Genomic DNA, 16,114 nt, shown 5'->3' with positions numbered 1-16,114 from the left:
CCTCCGCCGGGGGAGAAACCGAATGGAGCCGTCTCGGTTCCGCGTTGGTACGCCCAGCAGCCGACAGTGGCAGCGCTGTCGAAATCGTGACCGCATCTTGCTGGAAGCTGTGGCAAGGTGGGTCACGATCCGCAACAGGGAGAATATCTATGACGCGCATGACCGCCAAGGATTTCCCGCAGGAACTGCTGGAGCTTTACGACTACTACGCACACGGCAAGATCACCAAGCGCGAGTTCCTGGACCGCGCCGGCAAATACGCCGTCGGCGGCCTCACGGCAGCAGCCATTCTCGGCTCTATGAGCCCGAACTACGCCCTTGCACAGCAGGTCGAATTCACTGATCCGGACATCTTGGCTGAGTACATCACCTACCCCTCGCCCAACGGCAATGGCGACGTCCGCGGTTACCTGGTCCGCCCCAAGGCAGCCACCGGGCCGGTCGGCGGCGTTGTCGTGGTACATGAGAATCGCGGCCTCAACCCCTATATCGAAGACGTTGCGCGGCGGGTCGCCAAAGCCGGTTTCGTGGCGCTTGCGCCGGACGGCTTGACCTCTGTCGGCGGCTACCCCGGCAATGACGACAAGGGCAAGGAGTTGCAGCAAACGGTCGATCCGCAAAAGCTGATGAACGACTTTTTCGCGGCCATCGAATTTCTGAAGGCGAGCGATCTGACCAACGGCAAAGTCGGCATCACCGGCTTCTGCTATGGTGGAGGCGTCTCCAACGCGGCTGCTGTGGCCTATCCCGAACTGGCCGTCGCGGTGCCCTTCTATGGGCGACAGCCTCGCGCGGAGGATGTCGATCGCATCAAAGCACCGCTGCTGCTGCACTACGCCGAGCTCGACAAAGGCGTCAACGAGGGTTGGCCGGCTTATGAGGCGGCGCTGAAGGAAAAGGGTAAAACCTACGAGGCCTATATCTATCCCGGCGTGAACCATGGCTTCCACAACGATTCCACGCCACGCTATGACGAGGCAGCGGCGAAACTCGCCTGGGACCGTACCATCGAATGGTTCAAGCGCTATCTGACATAATCTGACGGGTTGGTACCAGCGATGCGGCTGCCGATCAGCTTTCGGCAGCCGAGCGTTTAAAGACGATGGTGACCTTCGTTCCGCTGTTCACGCTCGACTCAACGGTGAATTCCGCCTTGGCGTTCTCCGTCAGCGAATGGGCGATGAGTGCACCGAGCTTGCCGCGTTTGGGCCAGGTCTCGCCCTTGGGCAGGCCGATGCCGTCATCGGCGACCACGACCCCGACAGCCGTCTCCATCGACGATGCTGTGCAAAGTGATGGTGCCGCCCTCGCCGTCGCGAAAGGCATGCTTGAGCGCGTTGGTCAGCAACTCGTTGACCACGAGCCCGGTCGGCATCGCAACGTTGATCGAAACCGGATAGGTATCCACTTTCATGTCAAGACGGATGCCTTCGACCGCGTGCGAGGTCATGACCGCGGATGCGATCTGGCTGAGATAGACGCCGAGATCGACCTCTTCCTTATGCTCATCCGCCGACAGTGTCTGGTAAAGAATGGCCAGCGCATCGACACGCCCGGCAAGCCTTTCAAAGCGTTTCTGGTCGGGCTCGGTCGCGTTGCGGGTTTCCAGACGGATCAGGGCGGTGATCATCTGCAGATTGTTCTTCACCCGGTGCTGCAATTCGCGCAGCAGAGTGTCCTTCTCACGGACGCGTTCCTCGGCCGAACCGGCGTTCGACTCGCGATGGGCCGAAACGTCGACCAGGGCCACGAGGCGGAACCGGCTCTTGCCGTTGTCGTCTTCGATAACGTTGGTGTAGACGTCGACCGTTGGCACGTCGTGCCCGCGCTCAAGCTGGAAAGTGCCTGCGAAATCGGTCTCCTCGACCAGCGCCGCAGCCAGCGCCCTGCCCTTCTGATCGTTGATGCCAGTGCCCGAAAGATCGGACCAGTTTCCCTTTGTGAGGGTCGCGGCATTCAGCCCAGACAAAGTCTCGAATTCGGGATTTGCATAGATGACACGCTCGCTCGCATCGAGATCGGAGACTGCTATGGCAATGGGAACCTGATCGAGGAACTTCTTGAACTGCTCGCTCTCCAGAGCGCTCGCGAGATCGGGCGTATCGAGCAACTGCTCGACCGCCTCTGCATTCTTTGTTTCCGATGTCATCTACGAGACCCGTGCTGCGTTGGCGACAGCATTATCAGCGATACGCAACCCCCGCCATGGCCAAAAATCGACTAACCGCAACTCCACCTCTTAAAATTGTGCAGTGCAGCAACGATATCCCCGCCGATACGTTTTGCTCACTACCGTCCGATACCGGGCGTCAATACAAGGATGCCACCATTGCGAAAAATGTCGGACACGATTGCGCGCCTCGCCGCGATCCGCGCGCAGCAGACCGCCTTTAGCCCGGATGCTGGACCGAACGGCGATTTGAAGGAGTTGATGGATTTCGGATCGAACCCCGGCGCACTGAAAGCAAAGTTCTATCTGCCGGACAATTTGGCTGAAGGCGCGCCGCTGGTCGTCGTGCTGCACGGCTGCACCCAGACCGCTACGGCTTATGATCATGGCTCAGGCTGGTCCGATCTGGCAGACCGCGCCGGTTTTGCGCTGCTCTATGCAGAGCAGCAGCGGGCGAACAATCCCAATCTGTGCTTCAACTGGTTCGTGCCTGGCGACACCAGGCGCGATGCCGGTGAGGCATTGTCGATCCGCCAGATGATCGACACGATGGTTTCCGCCCATGGCCTCGACCGCAAGCGCATCTTTGTCACCGGCCTTTCGGCGGGCGGCGCCATGGCATCGGTCATGCTAGCCGCCTATCCCGAGGTGTTCGCGGGCGGCGCGATCATCGCGGGCCTGCCCTACGGATCGGCGAACACTGTGCCGGAAGCCTTCGATCGCATGCGCGGCCATGGAGGCCCGTCCGAACGGCAGCTTCAACAGCTTTTGGCATCCGCATCCCCCCATAAAGGGCCGTGGCCACGGATATCGATCTGGCAAGGCACCGCCGACCAGACTGTCGCCGCATCCAACGCCGATGCGATCGCCGGGCAATGGCGCGGTGTTCATGGGCTGGAGAAAACGCCGACGCGGTCCCAGACCATCGCCGGACACAGCCGGGACGTGTGGTGCGACGACAGCGGCAATGAAGTGATGGAAGCCTATACCATCGCCTATATGGGTCACGGCACGCCTTTGATGACCAAGGGAGCCGAGGGCTTAGGCGCGGCAGGGCCGTTCATGCTCGACGCCGGCATCTCTTCCACCCGGCACATCGCCAAATTCTGGGGTATCGCCGACGCGGTCGAAGTCTCCACTGAATTGCCGACACGAAAGCAGGACAGCAAAGTGTCTGAACTTAGTCGAACGCCCACGAACGATCTCTACGTGCCGGAAACACCACGTCGCGGAGCTTCTTCGTCAGCACCCGAAGAAGAGGCGACCGGCGTTCGAAAGGTCATCGAAGACGCGCTGCGCACCGCCGGCCTGATGCGATAACAGATAAAAGCGCTACAGAATAAAGTGCGGCACGAAGCGCGAGGTGTTGCGCGTAACCGGCGTGGCATCCTCGCGGATGCCGATGCCGGCCGGCTGTCCTGCGACCACCCAGGAACCGATCACCGTCCAGTCTTCGCCGAATTGCGGCACGAGATGCAGCGCCTGCCGGACATAGCCTTCAGCGCCATACTCGCCCTCGACGGACAGCCCGCCATCGGACATGGCTGGATCGACGATGGTGACGTTGGCACCTTCGCGCGATAGAAGCGGCTTGCGCACATAGGCGTCTCCCAGGCTTGCCGCAGCCGGGTCGTCGTCGAAAAACGCGGGCAGCAGGTTGGGATGGCCTTCATACATTTCCCACAAAATCGGCAGCAGGCCCTTGTTGGACAGCACCAGCTTCCACAACGGCTCGACCAGGCGCGTCGGTGTCTTCTTCAACTGCGCGCCGAAGTCCTCGCGCACCATATCTTCGAGCGGATAGAGCTTGAACAGCGTTTCGATGCGACGGTCGGCGCCATCGGTGAACCAGCCGTGAGCGTCCACTCCGATATGGGCGATGTCGATCAGAACAGCCTCGAGCCCGGCCTGGACTGCGCAATCGACAAGATATTCAACCGTGCCCCAATCCTCGACGCTGTCTGAAATGGCAGCGAAATGCATGCGCTGTGGTTGGCCGGCGATTTTCGGCAGGGCAGCGACGAGCTTCTCATGCAGCGAGTTGAACTGGTCGGCGCCGGGTGCGAGCTTTCTGGACGCCTTCATCGCCTCCAGCCAACGCCACTGGAACACAGCGCTCTCGAACAGGCTGGTCGGCGTATCGGCGTTGAACTCCAGCATCTTCGCCGGACTCTTACCGTCATAGGCGAAGTCGAAGCGGCCGTAGAGATCGTAGTCTGAGCGGTCCCAGGAGGCCTTCACCGACGCGTGAAAGTCCGCTGGGATGGCGAGCTTGTCCATCAAAGCCGGTTCGTTGACGATCCGCCCCGCCGCCTCGTAGCACAGCGACATCAATTCCGCGGTCGGATCCTCAATGTCGGTTTCGATCTGCTCCAGGCTAAAGCAATAGGCATGGCGTTCATCCCAGTAACGGGCGCCGTACATGGTATGGAAATTGAAGCCGCAAGCTTCGGCGTCCGTGCGCCAATCTTCTCGCTCCTCGAAGGCGATCCGCTCCATGCCTGCCGCGTCAGCTCGAAACTGCAACGGCGCGCGAGCCGAAGCCGCCGCGCGCCATGGTCTGAGTCTGAACCGCAGGCGGACGGGCCGCGGGCGAGTTCGACGAGAATTTAACCGGTCCGGTGGCGCCGGCGACGCGCGCGCCATTGCCATTGACAAAATCGGCGCGACCGTTCTGTCGGTAGAGCGCCTGCGGGCCGACATTGGCATTGTTGTTCATCGCGCTGCCGAGCATGTAGCCCATCATCAACGGAAGGAAAACGCCGCTGCCGGCAGAATGCTGTTGGGTCGGCTGGGCGCACTGGCCGGCCCCGAAATCGGCCTCGCAGTCTTCCTTGGAGGCGAAGGCGGGGGCCGTCTTTTCATGCGATGCGGCGGCCTGTTTGAAATCGGCCTCGCATTTTTCGGGAGCAAACATCCGGGCATCGATGCATTCGTCCACCGACTGATAGACAGCGGTATCGATGACCTGATCCTGGCAGCCGGCGACGCCAGCGGCGGTTCCCATGACGACCAAGGTCACGGCCAGTGAACGCTTCATGATGCCTCCCTCTAACAATGTAGAACAACAGTCCTGCTCGATATAGGGATATGCGCCGCGATGTCCATGAGGAATTTTGTCCCACCGGCACTTGCCATGAGAGCTCCCAAAGGATCAGCGGGAAGATCGTACGGCCCCACGCGGTCGCGGGATACGGTCCAATAGCCTTCCAGAACAGGATTGTGCCGGTCAGTCCGCCATGGGGCTTGAAAGCGAAGTCGGGAATTTCACCGACGCGGGTGTAGCCGAGCTTTTCATAGAGCGGCGCGGCACCATCGTCGATGGCAGTGTCGAGAACCAGATGCGTCCGCGAGGTTTCAGCTGCAATTTTTTCTGCAGCCGCCATTAAAGCGCTGGCGACGCCTCGGCCACGAAAGGCTACCGCTGTCATCAGCTTGCCAATCTCTGCGCGATGCGGCTGGTTTTGCGGAAAATTGAGGAACAGGCTCACGGTGCCCATCAGCCGATCGCCTTCGAACGCACCGAGTACCACGCGGTCGCCTTTTTCCGCAGCAGCCAGCGCACCTGTCCAAAAGACATGCGCGGTCTCAAGCGCCAACGGATGCATGAAGCTGACAGAAACCGCCGCTGGCAACCGTCTCGACAAGCAGTTCTGACAAGGCGGAAATCGTCTCGTCCCCGGCGAATAAGCGTCTGATGTCCAGTTTCGCAGGCACGTTCAACTCCACATGAAGGCAATGCAACAAGCGTAGTTTGAAGCCCGACCGTCAAAGACCAAAGCCTCTGATGGCAACCGTACCGCTATCTCGATGTGCCGGTTGCAAGCCTGGCTCAGTCGGGCCGATGCGCCGTCTTCACCAACTCTGCCTTCAATCGCGCCGTTTCCAGTCCCAGGGTGATGAACTGCCGGGCGTGCCTGGCAAGCGCGATATTGTCGGTCCAGAGATTGCGCCAGATGCCTGTCTTCACCGACAAATCCTTATCGACGATGGCCGATGAGAAGGATTCGAAGGTGACGTAATCATCCCAGCCGATTGCTACCAGCGCGTCGAAGATAGCAGCGAAATCGATCGTGCCGGTGCCGAGATAGCCGCGATGGCTTTCGCCTATATGGACATAGCCGATCTTGTCGGCCGCATGGCGAATGGCCAGCCCGACATCGGCTTCCTCTATGTTCATATGGAAGGTGTCGAGATGCAGGAATACGTTCGATGCGCCGACATCCTCAATATAGGCCATGCCCTGTGCGGCGGTGTTCAGCATATTGCTTTCGAAGCGATTGACCACTTCGAGGTTGAGCGTCACGCCCGCCGTTTTGGCTCGGTCGGCCACGCCGGTGAACGCTGAGACGCTGGTGTCCCAGGCCTGCTTGGTCAGCGCCCGCTCCTGCTTGCCATGGGCGGAGCTGAGAATGCCGGCGAGCTTGCTGCCGCCGAGGTCGCGGGTCAGCTCCACGGCCTTGTCGAGGATATCGACGCCGTTCTTCACCACAGTCGCATCATCGCTGGTCAGGTCACCTTCCGGCGGCAGGCCCATCGAAATGGCTACGTTGAGCCCAAGCTCCTTGAGACGTCCAGCGAGCCAGGAGACATCGACTTGCCTGGGGTCGAGATAGGAGAATTCGATCAGGTCGTACCCCAGCTCATGCGTGTTCTTGAGTGCGACTTCGAGATCGGCCTTGGACGATCCGGCGCTCCAGACGAAGGAGTGAACACCGATTTTGGACATGATGTGGACCTGCAATTGGAGACAGTCGAAGAAACCGGTTCCGCGCGATGTGCGCGGAACCGGCCTGGGAGGATGAACTCAGCGCGCGGCGGTCCAGCCCTTGTAGTCCTTGACGTTTTCGGCCGTGATAAGCTGCGGGTCGAGCAGCACGGTCGCCTCGGCCGGCTTCTTGCCGTTCAGCACGTCGACGCCCAGTTGCAAGGCCTGTCCGGCCATGGTGTAGGGATCCTGCGACGCAGACGCCTTGATCATTGAGGTGCCGCTAGCGAGCGACTTTTCGATGTCCGGCGCGCCATCCACGGCGGTGATGAAGAACTCGCTGCGGTTGAGCTGCTTGGCAGCCAATTCCGCACCGATGCCGGTAGGATCGTTGATGGCGAAGACCGCGTCGATCTTGTCGAAACGGGTCAGCAGGCCCTGCATGACGGCAAGTCCGCCTTCGCGCGAGCCTTGACCGTTCTGGTCATCCGACAGGATCTTGATGTCGGGAGCCTTGGCGAGAGCGTCCTTGCAACCCTGCACGCGGTCGAGGATCGACGAGGATGCCGGGCCGTTGATGATGACCACGTCGCCCTTACCGCCAAGCTTGTCGACGATGTACTTGCAGGCTTCTTCGCCGGCCTTGACGTTGTTGGTCATGACCGTGACATCAGCGCCGGGAGCCGACACGTCGAAGGCCGCGACCACGACACCTGCGTCCTGCGCCTTCTTCACCGCAGGCGCAATGGCCTTGGCGTCAACTGCGTTCAGCATGATGATGTCGACGCCGGCAGCGATGAAGCTGTCGATCTGGCTGACCTGCTTGTTGAGGTCGTAGTCGGCCGAAACCGAGGTGACCTGCACGTTCGGGTTGATCTTCTTGGCAGCGTCCTCAATGCCCTTGATGGTGGCGACGAAGAATGGATTGCCGAGCAAGCCGACGGAAATGCCGATCTTCTCGAGATCCTTGGCAGAAGCCGGTGCAGCGAGAAGGGCGGCAACCGCCGTTCCGATCAACAACTTGGATATGATGCGCATTGTGTTCCTCCTGAGATGTGGCGCGTTTCCGCGCCGTTTAGCCGGACAATCCGGAATAGCCGCCGGACCTCAGGTCCGGCTCAAACCTTTCAAGCGATAGCGGTCGAGCGCTACGGCGACGATGATGACGAGACCCTTGATGATGTACTGCCAGATGTCGGACACCCCCACGAGGATGAGCCCGTTGGACAGCACCGCGATGATCAGAGCGCCGATCAGCGTGCCCCAGATCGAGCCGACGCCGCCGACGAAGCTTGTTCCGCCGAGAATTACGGCAGCGATGGCGTCGAGCTCATAGGCCTGGCCGAGTTGCAGGCCGTTGGCGGCGTAAAGGCGCGCGGCCGACATCGCTCCGCCCAGGCCGGCCAGCATGCCCGACATCGAATAGACGAAGAGAAGCACCAGGGGCACCTTGATGCCGGTCAAGCGCGCGGCTTCCGCATTGCCGCCGACCGCATAGATCCAGGTACCCAGCACGGTGCGCTTAAGGATGAACCACGAGATGACGATAATCACCAGCGCGATGATCGCCAGCCAGGGTATCCCGAACAGCGAACCGTTGCCGATGGCGGCGAACGGCAGGTCGGGGTTGAACACCGTGGTGTCGCCGCCCATCAGTCGCGCCACGCCACGTACCGCCGTCAGCGAGCCGAGGGTAACGATGAAGGGTGGCAGCTTGAAGAAGGCGATGATGGCGCCGTTCGCCATGCCGAAGGCCAGGCCCACCGCGATCGCCGCCGGAATGCCCAGCATGCCGAGATCGGGCACGAGCGAGACGATGACCGCGATCATCGCGGATGCGGCAAGGATCGAGCCCACCGACAGGTCGATGCCGCCGGTGAGGATGACGAAGGTCATGCCGGCGGCGAGCACCGTGTTGATGGAAGCCTGCTGGGTGACGATGGACAGATTGTTCACCGTCAGGAAGCGGCCGCTGAGCAGGTGGAAGCCGATGGCGATGATGATCAGCACCGGCAGCATGCCGAGCGCCGTCAAGGTCGAACGCAGCCTCGCCTTGTCGGCAACGGTCTTGTCGGTCTGGTTCGCAGTCATCGCATCATCCCGTGCTGTTTGGTATTGTCACGCATGCTCGGCCACCGCGCCAGTCGACAGCGACATAATCGCTTCCTGATCGATAGGTGCGTCGGGCGAGGCCTTTACTTCACCGGCGATATGCCCCTCGCGCATCACCAGAACCCGGTCGGCGATGCCGATGATCTCGGGCAGGTCCGACGAGATCACCACGATGGCGATGCCCTGTTTGGCGAGTTCGTCGATGATGCGGTAGATTTCCGACTTGGCGCCGACATCGACGCCGCGTGTCGGCTCGTCCAGGATGATGGCCTTGGGCTTGGTTTCCAAGAGCCGCGCCAGCAGCGCTTTCTGCTGGTTGCCGCCCGACAGCGCACCAACATTGACGCGGGTGCCAGGGGTGCGGATCGACAGGTTGGACACCGCCTTGTCGGCGCGTTTTTTTGCCGTCGGAAAATTGAGGGCGCCGCCCTTGAACGCGTCCTGCGCAACAACCCCGATATTGATGTTGTCGCTGATCGACATATCGAGAAACAGGCCAAGCCCCTTTCGGTCCTCGGTCAGATAGGCGATACCGGCATCGAGCGCGTCGCGCGGACCAGAAATGGCGAGTTCGCGGCCCTCCAACGACACGGTGCCGCTGGTCTTGGCGTCGGCGCCGAAAATCAGCCGCGCCAGTTCGGTTCGGCCTGCGCCGACGAGCCCGGCAATGCCCAAAACCTCACCCGCATGAGCGTCGAAGGAGCAGCCATGCACGCGCCGTCCGTCGCCCATGTCGCGGACAGAAAGCACTGCGCGGCGTTCGCCCGAGGGCGTGCGGTGCTCTTTCTTGTAGAAGGACGACAAGTCGCGGCCCACCATCATCGAGACGAGCTTCGACGCCGAAAGTTCGGAGCGTTCCAGCGTGCCGATATAGGTGGAATCGCGCAGCACGCTGACCCGGTCGGCAAGCTGGTAGACCTCTTCCATGCGGTGGCTGATATAGATAATGGCGATGCCTTGCGCCTTGAGACTGGCGATGACCTCGAACAGTTTTTCAGTTTCACGCGTCGTCAGCGACGTGGTCGGCTCGTCCATGACGATGATACGGGCGTTGGTGGTCAAGGCGCGGGCGATTTCCACCATCTGCCGTTCGCCCAGCGACAGCGACGACACCGGCGTGGACGGTCCGAAACCAATGCCGAGTCGCTTGAGGATGGGTGCGGCGCGGTCCTTCGAGGCTGCGGAATCCACCACGCCGAAGCGCGAGGGTTCGGCCCCCAGGAACATGTTCTGCGCCACGGTCAGGTTCGGCGCCAGCGCAAGTTCCTGATAGATGACGGCAACGCCATTTGCCTTGGCCTTGATCGGGTCGCCCGTGACCACCGGCTTGCCGTCGATCAGGATTTCGCCGCCGGCGTCGGCGACATAGGCGCCCGACAGCACCTTCATCAGCGTCGATTTTCCGGCGCCGTTCTCGCCCATCAGCGCGTGCACCTCGCCTGCCATGACAGTCAGCGAGACATTGGACAGCGCGCGTGCATTGCCGAAGGTCTTCGAGATGTTGCGCATCTCCAGGATCGGCACGGATGTGTCGAGGCTCATTGCGCGGCCTCCTTCCGGTGGGTGTGCGTTTTCTCGCCTTCCGCCAGCGCACGCCATGCGCTGCGATAGGCCTCAAGGCCTGTAATCGATGCCGCCGACGCGGGCTGGCATTCATTGGTGAATGGGCTTTGCCCAATATTGTCAAAGACGAGCGCCGCCGCACCATAGGCGCTGCCTTCAGCGTTGGCGCTGGTTAGCACGGTCTGCCCCGGCCTGAATGCTGCGAGCACGCCGGCATACAATCCCGTCTTCACCAGCCCGCCATCGATGACGATGGTGTTGGTCGAGCGGATCAGATCGAGCGACAGATCGGTCATAAGGGCGACGTAAAGCATGGCCGCCGCCGCCCGCTCCTCGCCCTGAGCCTGCGGCCCGACGAAATGGCCCTCATGGCCGGGCATAGGCCCGCCCGGCGCAAAGGACGGCAGCGCGAAGATGCCCTTGCGGATCACCGATTCCACCGCCTCGACGCTGACGCCCTGTGTCCAGCCGCCGCTGGCGATATCGTATTCGCGCCCGCCCATGAAACGGATCGTGGCGGTTGGTTGCCCGTCCACCGTCACGTTGGCGAGCATGTCGCGGTCACGGTCGAGCGCGTCCAGCGGACAGGCCGAGTTGAAGATGATGACCCATGTGCCGGTGGAGACCAGCGTGAAATCGTCGAAACCGAGCGACCGGTAGTAATAAAGCGCGGAGTTGCTATCGTGGACGCCATTGTGCACGACCACCTCCCGGCTCGATCCGTCCGGCCTGTAGATGCCGAGCGCCGCGCCCGCGCGCACCAGGTCGGGCATCTTGCCGCGCAAACCCTTTTGGTCCACGAGACTGCTGAAATCTTTCTTCAGCGGTGCCCAGAGATGCGAATGGCAGCCGAGATAGGAGACTTCCGACACCTTGCGGCCCGAAAAGACCCACGAAAAGAACTGCGGATAGGGCAAGACAGCATCCGACCGCTCCAGCAGATCGGGATCGCGATCCTCGAGCCATAGGATATGCCGGCCATAGTTGAAGCCCAAAGGCAGACGCGGAGAGAAGGTCTCCGAAAAGTCCGGTATCGCCGCATCGATACGAGCAGCGATACCGGCAGGCGGCTCCTGCTCGTAGTCGAGGATCGGAAAAGCCAGGCCCTCGCCTTCCGTCAGCGCGAAGGTGCAGCCATGGCCGGAAAACATCACGCGGCCGACATGGTGGCGTTCGACGGCCTCAGCCAGGCTCTGCTTAATCCATCCCAGCAGATGCGCGTCATCGAGCACCCGCAACCCACCTTCGTCGCGCCAGACCGGACGGGTGCGGCTCTCGCCGACGATTGCTCCGTCGGCTGCGAACACGAACAGCTTGGAATTTGTCTTACCGAGGTCGAAGACCGCGATGGCGGTGGCGTCGCTCAATTGAAGCCTCCGGTGTTGGCGATCAGGACGGTCACGCCTGCATCTTCCAGCATCTTGGCGCCCGCGTCCGACAAGCCGTCATCGATGACGATGGTGCCGATGCGCGACAGTGGCAGCACCACATTGCGCGGGTGAATCGAAAGCTTGCGACTGTCGGCCAGAAGCACGATCTCATCCGAGCAGGAGGCGAGTTCCGTGATGGCCTTGATCAGCAGCGGATGGGATTCGAGCAGCCCGTCGCTGCTGATGCCCTGCGTGCCGACGAAGAATCGTGAGGCGAAGAAGTTTGGACCGCCGGAATTCGGATCGTGGATGATGCCCGGCTCGCGATACAATTCCCCGCCTGCCACCGTCACATGACAGGTGCCGTGCTCGCCCAGATAAGCGGCCAATGGCATGGAATTTGTATAGAGCCGCACATTGCGGCGCGCGATCTCGATGCCGAGTTGATAGCAGGTGGAGCCGGCATGGACGATGACCGAATCGCCATCACGGATCAGCGCCGACGCCTTCAGGGCTATGGCGCGCTTTGCCTCGACGGCGATGTCGCGGTTCTCGTCGTATGGCCGCGCCGAAAGCCGATCCGTGACCTGGCCGTCATGGGCCGAGATCCCGCCGTACACCTTCCGGACGCGGCCGGTGTCGTGAAGCTTGTCAATGTCGCGGCGAATGGTGGCGGCGGAAACGCCGAGATGCTCCTGGAGGTCGCGAACCGAGGCAAATGGCCGCTCACGCAACAGATCGGTAATGATCCTGTGCCGGTCCAGGTCGCTCACGAAGCCTCCTCCTAGACAATGCTCCTCCGCATTGATGATGAAGAATAATCACACCAGCCTGCCAATCGCAAGTCTCCAAGATTGAAAAACTTCATCATTGACGATTTTTGATCATGTTCTTACCATGGGCGCGAAAGTTCGATCATGCAGTGCAGCATTTGCAGGTCGCACTTGCGAGGAGGGAACATCATATGTCAGCGCCCATCACGTCCCGGCCTTCCGGCTTCGGTGAATTCCTTGGCTTGTCGCGCGAAATCGGCCGCGACATCCTCAAGACGCAAGGCGCGGGCGGCAACACGTCCCTCAAGCAGGACAGCACGATGTGGGTGAAGGCTTCCGGAACCTGGCTTTCCCAGGCAGAGGACAAGGACATCATGGTGCCGGTCTCCGTCGCACCGCTTGTCGACGCGCTGCGCGCAGGCGACCCTCGCGCTGAGAAGGCCACCGACTTCGTGGTGGATGCCCTCAACGGCAGCGGGCTGAGACCGTCAATAGAGACAAGCTTTCACGCCGTTCTGCCTAGCGCCGTGGTGGCGCACTATCATTGCGTCAACACCATCGCACACGCCGTGCTGGAAAACCGCGACGTCATCATCGCCGAGCGTCTGGCGGAGGTTCCCGACCTGACCTGGAAGATCGTTCCCTATCGCCGGCCTGGCGTGCCGCTGGCGCTGGAAATCGAGCAGGTCGCCGCCGATGCGCCCGACATCCTGATTCTGCACAATCACGGCATCATCGTCTGCGGCGAGACGGTGGAACAAGTGGCGGAGCGCGTCGCCCGCGTGACTACAGCGCTGGAGATTACACCACGCAAAGCCGCGGCGCCCGATCTCGCTGTTCTGTCGGCGCTGGCCGAAGGCACAGACTTCCAGCCCGCTGCCGACCTTGCCAGCCATGCGCCGGCTCTCGATCCGGTGTCTCTTCGTTTCGCACTCGGCGGTTCGCTCTATCCCGACCATGTCATCTTCCTCGGCACCAAAATCGGCCTTCTCGAAGATGGTCAGGCCCTCGCCGATCTCACCGCATCGTTCCAGCGCAGCGGCGAGCCCATGCCCAAGATGGTGTTCGTACCCGGCAAGGGCGTACTGCTCTCGACTGCGCTAACGCCAGGCGGCGAGGCCATGGCGCGCTGTCTTGCCGAGGTCGTCGCCCGTATTCCCGAAGGCGAGACGGTCGCTTATCTCGACGCCGCGCAAGAGCACGAACTGACCCATTGGGAGGCGGAACAATATCGCCAGGCGCTCGACCGCAAGGTTGCAGGACGGTGAGGGACATGGCCGAAGCAATTGCCGTAGGCATTGATGTCGGCACTTCGGGCGCCCGGGCAGCGGCTGTCTCGGCAGACGGTACACCAATAGCCTTCGCCACGGCGCCATTCGAAACCGCAGATGAGACACGGTCGCCCGCGGCCTGGTGGCTGCGAGTTCAGAAATGCCTGACCGACCTTTCACGGCAAACGTCGTTGTCCTCGGTGCGTGGCCTCGCCGTCGATGGAACTTCCGGCACGGTGCTGTCCATCGACGAAGCCGGCAAGCCGCTCGGCGGCGTTCTGATGTACAACGATCCCTGCCCGGACAATTCCGTAATCGAACGCATCGCAGCCGTCGTGCCCACCGACAGTCCGGCACGCGGAGCGAATTCGGGCCTGGCCCGCGCGATCTATCTTGCCAACATATCCCCTGGCTCGCGTGTGCTGCACCAGGCCGACTGGATCGCTATGCAACTCGGCCTGGGGGAAGCAGTCTCGGACGAGAACAACGCGCTCAAATCCGGCTACGACCTTGTTTCGGAAGCCTGGCCCGACTGGATCGAGGCGTCGGGGCTGGACACAGCCCGCTTGCCACGGGTGGCGCGCGCCGGTGCCCCGGTGGGGACCGTGGGCAAGGCCGGCGCCGCGTTCGGATTGTCGGAAGATTGCCGCATCCATGCCGGCACCACCGATGGCTGTGCCTCGTTCCTGGCTACAGGCGCTTCACAGACCGGCGATGCGGTGACCGCGCTCGGCTCGACACTGGTGCTCAAACTCGCCTCCGACACGCCTATAAACGCCGCCGAATACGGTATCTACGCTCATCGTGTGCTGAATTTCTGGCTGGTCGGCGGTGCCTCCAACACCGGCGGCGCGGTGATCCGCAAGCTGATCGGCGACGAGCGCCTGGAAGAATTGACCGCACGGCTCGATCCTGGCCGTCCGACCGGCCTCGACTATTATCCCTTGCTGAAGCGTGGCGAACGGTTCCCGATCAACGACCCCGACCATCCGCCACGGCTGGAACCCCGGCCAGAGGACGATGCGCTGTTTTTTCAGGCTATTCTGGAAGGCATAACCAACATCGAAAAGCGCGGCTATGACAGGCTGACCGCGCTTGGCGGCCCAAAGCTGCGTTCGGTGCGCACCGTGGGCGGCGGCTCGCGCAACCCGGTGTGGACGGCAATGCGGCAACGCGCGCTTGGCGCCGACTTCCTGCCATCCCGCTCGGTCGAGGCTGCCGTCGGAACCGCGTCGATGGTCCTCGCCTCGCTGGAGCGCACATGAGCTATCCGCCGCACACCATACTCGACGACTTGATCGCGCGCTATGACGTGTTTCTTGTCGACCAGTTCGGCGTGCTGCGCGACGATGCCGGCGCCTATCCCGGCGCGGCGGAAGCGCTTGTCGCGCTGAAAAAGGCCGGCAAAACCGTGGTCATTTTGTCGAACTCAGGCCGCAGCGGCGATTACAACGCCGAACGCTTCGTCAAGCTCGGCTTTCCCAGCGACAGTTTCGACCGGTTCGTCACCTCAGGAGACGCGGCCTACGCCGTTTTGTCGCGACCTGACGCACAACTGCCTGCGCGAGCGAAATGCCTGACCATCTCCAGCGGCGGCGACCGCAACCTTGCCGATAGGCTCGGCATGGAAAGCGTGACCTCCGCCGAAGATGCCGATCTCATCATCATTTCCGGTAGCGAGGCCGAAACAGTGCCGATGGAAACCTACCGCGAGATGCTTCGGCCCGCCGCGATCCGCCGTCTCCCCTGCATCTGCACCAATCCGGACATCCACAAGCTCGCCAACGGTGCCACCGCGCCGGGCGCCGGCGCCATCGCCAAGCTTTACGAGACACTGGGCGGCAGTGTTCGCTGGTTCGGTAAGCCGCACCGCGCGATCTATGATTTCGCACTCAAGCTATGCGAAAATCCCCCGCCAGCGCGGGTGGTGTGCATCGGCGATAGCATCGAGCACGACATTCGCGGTGCGAAAGACGCGGGGTTGGATTCGGTTCTGGTGGAGACGGGCATTCTGGCGGAATACGGCGGCCCCGACCGCGTGGAACTGATGGATGAGTTCGGAGCAAGCCCGACCTTTGTCATGACGTCGTTTGTCGTTTGACTGTCATTCTGGTTACCAACTCCAGAGCCAGACGCAGAAAAAGGGC

General features: G+C 61.8%; 13 protein-coding genes and 2 pseudogenes. 5 read left to right on the top strand and 10 right to left on the bottom strand.

The features are described 5' to 3' along the window. Positions 1-149: 149 nt before the first annotated feature. Entirely contained in the window at positions 150-1,037 is an 888-nt protein-coding gene (gene yghX, locus ICI42_RS10625) for a YghX family hydrolase (RefSeq protein ID WP_188164554.1), read from the top strand. A gap of 34 nt (positions 1,038-1,071) precedes the next feature. Here yghX and ICI42_RS10620 read toward each other — a convergent pair. Then, positions 1,072-2,149, bottom strand: a pseudogene (locus ICI42_RS10620) (sensor histidine kinase). A gap of 180 nt (positions 2,150-2,329) precedes the next feature. Here ICI42_RS10620 and ICI42_RS10615 point away from each other — a divergent pair. Then, the gene (locus ICI42_RS10615) at positions 2,330-3,490 is read left to right on the top strand and encodes an extracellular catalytic domain type 1 short-chain-length polyhydroxyalkanoate depolymerase (protein ID WP_210317143.1); all 1,161 of its coding nucleotides are present in this window, start codon (positions 2,330-2,332) and stop codon (positions 3,488-3,490) included. Positions 3,491-3,502: 12 nt separating this feature from the next. Here the strand turns inward: ICI42_RS10615 and ICI42_RS10610 are convergent, their stop codons facing one another. The 9 genes and pseudogenes from ICI42_RS10610 to ICI42_RS10570 form a co-directional block, all read right to left on the bottom strand. Then, positions 3,503-4,669 carry a glutathionylspermidine synthase family protein gene (locus tag ICI42_RS10610; RefSeq protein WP_188164553.1) on the bottom strand — a complete coding sequence of 389 codons (1,167 nt, stop codon included), beginning with the start codon at positions 4,667-4,669 and terminating at the stop codon, positions 3,503-3,505. A gap of 10 nt (positions 4,670-4,679) precedes the next feature. Beyond that, the gene (locus ICI42_RS10605) at positions 4,680-5,210 is read right to left on the bottom strand and encodes a DUF1190 domain-containing protein (RefSeq protein WP_230980275.1); all 531 of its coding nucleotides are present in this window, start codon (positions 5,208-5,210) and stop codon (positions 4,680-4,682) included. A gap of 286 nt (positions 5,211-5,496) precedes the next feature. Beyond that, positions 5,497-5,670, bottom strand: a pseudogene (locus ICI42_RS24120) (GNAT family N-acetyltransferase); the annotation flags it as partial. Positions 5,671-6,002: 332 nt separating this feature from the next. Next, a complete protein-coding gene (locus ICI42_RS10595) occupies positions 6,003-6,899 on the bottom strand; it encodes a sugar phosphate isomerase/epimerase family protein (RefSeq protein WP_188164551.1) in 897 nt (298 codons plus the stop codon). Positions 6,900-6,977: 78 nt separating this feature from the next. Beyond that, positions 6,978-7,916, bottom strand: coding sequence for an ABC transporter substrate-binding protein (locus tag ICI42_RS10590; RefSeq protein WP_188164550.1), 939 nt, complete (start codon positions 7,914-7,916; stop codon positions 6,978-6,980). A 69-nt stretch (positions 7,917-7,985) separates the two neighbouring features. Further along, positions 7,986-8,969: an ABC transporter permease subunit gene (locus ICI42_RS10585; RefSeq protein WP_188164549.1), complete on the bottom strand. Its 984-nt coding sequence runs from the start codon at positions 8,967-8,969 to the stop codon at positions 7,986-7,988. Positions 8,970-8,996: 27 nt separating this feature from the next. After that, positions 8,997-10,532 (bottom strand): sugar ABC transporter ATP-binding protein, encoded by a 1,536-nt coding sequence (locus ICI42_RS10580; protein WP_188164548.1) that lies wholly within the window; start codon positions 10,530-10,532, stop codon positions 8,997-8,999. Beyond that, positions 10,529-11,920, bottom strand: a complete 1,392-nt coding sequence (locus tag ICI42_RS10575; protein WP_188164547.1) for an FGGY-family carbohydrate kinase — start codon at positions 11,918-11,920, stop codon at positions 10,529-10,531. The genes ICI42_RS10580 and ICI42_RS10575 overlap by 4 nt, the downstream gene beginning before the upstream one ends. Continuing rightward, positions 11,917-12,696 (bottom strand): DeoR/GlpR family DNA-binding transcription regulator, encoded by a 780-nt coding sequence (locus ICI42_RS10570; RefSeq protein ID WP_188164546.1) that lies wholly within the window; start codon positions 12,694-12,696, stop codon positions 11,917-11,919. Before ICI42_RS10570 ends, ICI42_RS10575 begins: the two co-directional genes overlap by 4 nt. A gap of 191 nt (positions 12,697-12,887) precedes the next feature. On the opposite strand from ICI42_RS10570, the gene ICI42_RS10565 reads away from it, so the two are divergent. Genes ICI42_RS10565 through ICI42_RS10555 form a run of 3 tightly spaced genes read left to right on the top strand, consistent with a single transcriptional unit; the run spans position 12,888 to position 16,068 of the window. After that, a complete protein-coding gene (locus ICI42_RS10565) occupies positions 12,888-13,964 on the top strand; it encodes a class II aldolase/adducin family protein (RefSeq protein ID WP_188164545.1) in 1,077 nt (358 codons plus the stop codon). A 5-nt stretch (positions 13,965-13,969) separates the two neighbouring features. Then, complete coding sequence (locus ICI42_RS10560; protein WP_188164544.1) at positions 13,970-15,232, top strand: FGGY-family carbohydrate kinase; 1,263 nt, start codon at positions 13,970-13,972, stop codon at positions 15,230-15,232. Continuing rightward, the gene (locus ICI42_RS10555; RefSeq protein ID WP_188164543.1) at positions 15,229-16,068 is read left to right on the top strand and encodes a TIGR01459 family HAD-type hydrolase; all 840 of its coding nucleotides are present in this window, start codon (positions 15,229-15,231) and stop codon (positions 16,066-16,068) included. The genes ICI42_RS10560 and ICI42_RS10555 overlap by 4 nt, the downstream gene beginning before the upstream one ends. Positions 16,069-16,114: the final 46 nt, after the last annotated feature.

This window comes from Oryzicola mucosus (assembly GCF_014534685.1).
Lineage (GTDB): Bacteria > Pseudomonadota > Alphaproteobacteria > Rhizobiales > Rhizobiaceae > Oryzicola > Oryzicola mucosus.
This window is presented reverse-complemented; position numbering and strand designations above follow the sequence as displayed.

What these genes read in the sequence shown, in the direction of transcription:
- ICI42_RS10555 (WP_188164543.1), top strand. Translation starts at nt 15,229, where the DNA reads ATGAGCTATCCGCCGCACACCATACTCGACGACTTGATCGCGCGCTAT.
- ICI42_RS10605 (WP_230980275.1), bottom strand. Translation starts at nt 5,210, where the DNA reads ATGAAGCGTTCACTGGCCGTGACCTTGGTCGTCATGGGAACCGCCGCT.
- ICI42_RS10580 (WP_188164548.1), bottom strand. Translation starts at nt 10,532, where the DNA reads ATGAGCCTCGACACATCCGTGCCGATCCTGGAGATGCGCAACATCTCG.
- ICI42_RS10585 (WP_188164549.1), bottom strand. Translation starts at nt 8,969, where the DNA reads ATGACTGCGAACCAGACCGACAAGACCGTTGCCGACAAGGCGAGGCTG.
- yghX (WP_188164554.1), top strand. Translation starts at nt 150, where the DNA reads ATGACGCGCATGACCGCCAAGGATTTCCCGCAGGAACTGCTGGAGCTT.
- ICI42_RS10595 (WP_188164551.1), bottom strand. Translation starts at nt 6,899, where the DNA reads ATGTCCAAAATCGGTGTTCACTCCTTCGTCTGGAGCGCCGGATCGTCC.
- ICI42_RS10560 (WP_188164544.1), top strand. Translation starts at nt 13,970, where the DNA reads ATGGCCGAAGCAATTGCCGTAGGCATTGATGTCGGCACTTCGGGCGCC.
- ICI42_RS10590 (WP_188164550.1), bottom strand. Translation starts at nt 7,916, where the DNA reads ATGCGCATCATATCCAAGTTGTTGATCGGAACGGCGGTTGCCGCCCTT.
- ICI42_RS10610 (WP_188164553.1), bottom strand. Translation starts at nt 4,669, where the DNA reads ATGGAGCGGATCGCCTTCGAGGAGCGAGAAGATTGGCGCACGGACGCC.
- ICI42_RS10565 (WP_188164545.1), top strand. Translation starts at nt 12,888, where the DNA reads ATGTCAGCGCCCATCACGTCCCGGCCTTCCGGCTTCGGTGAATTCCTT.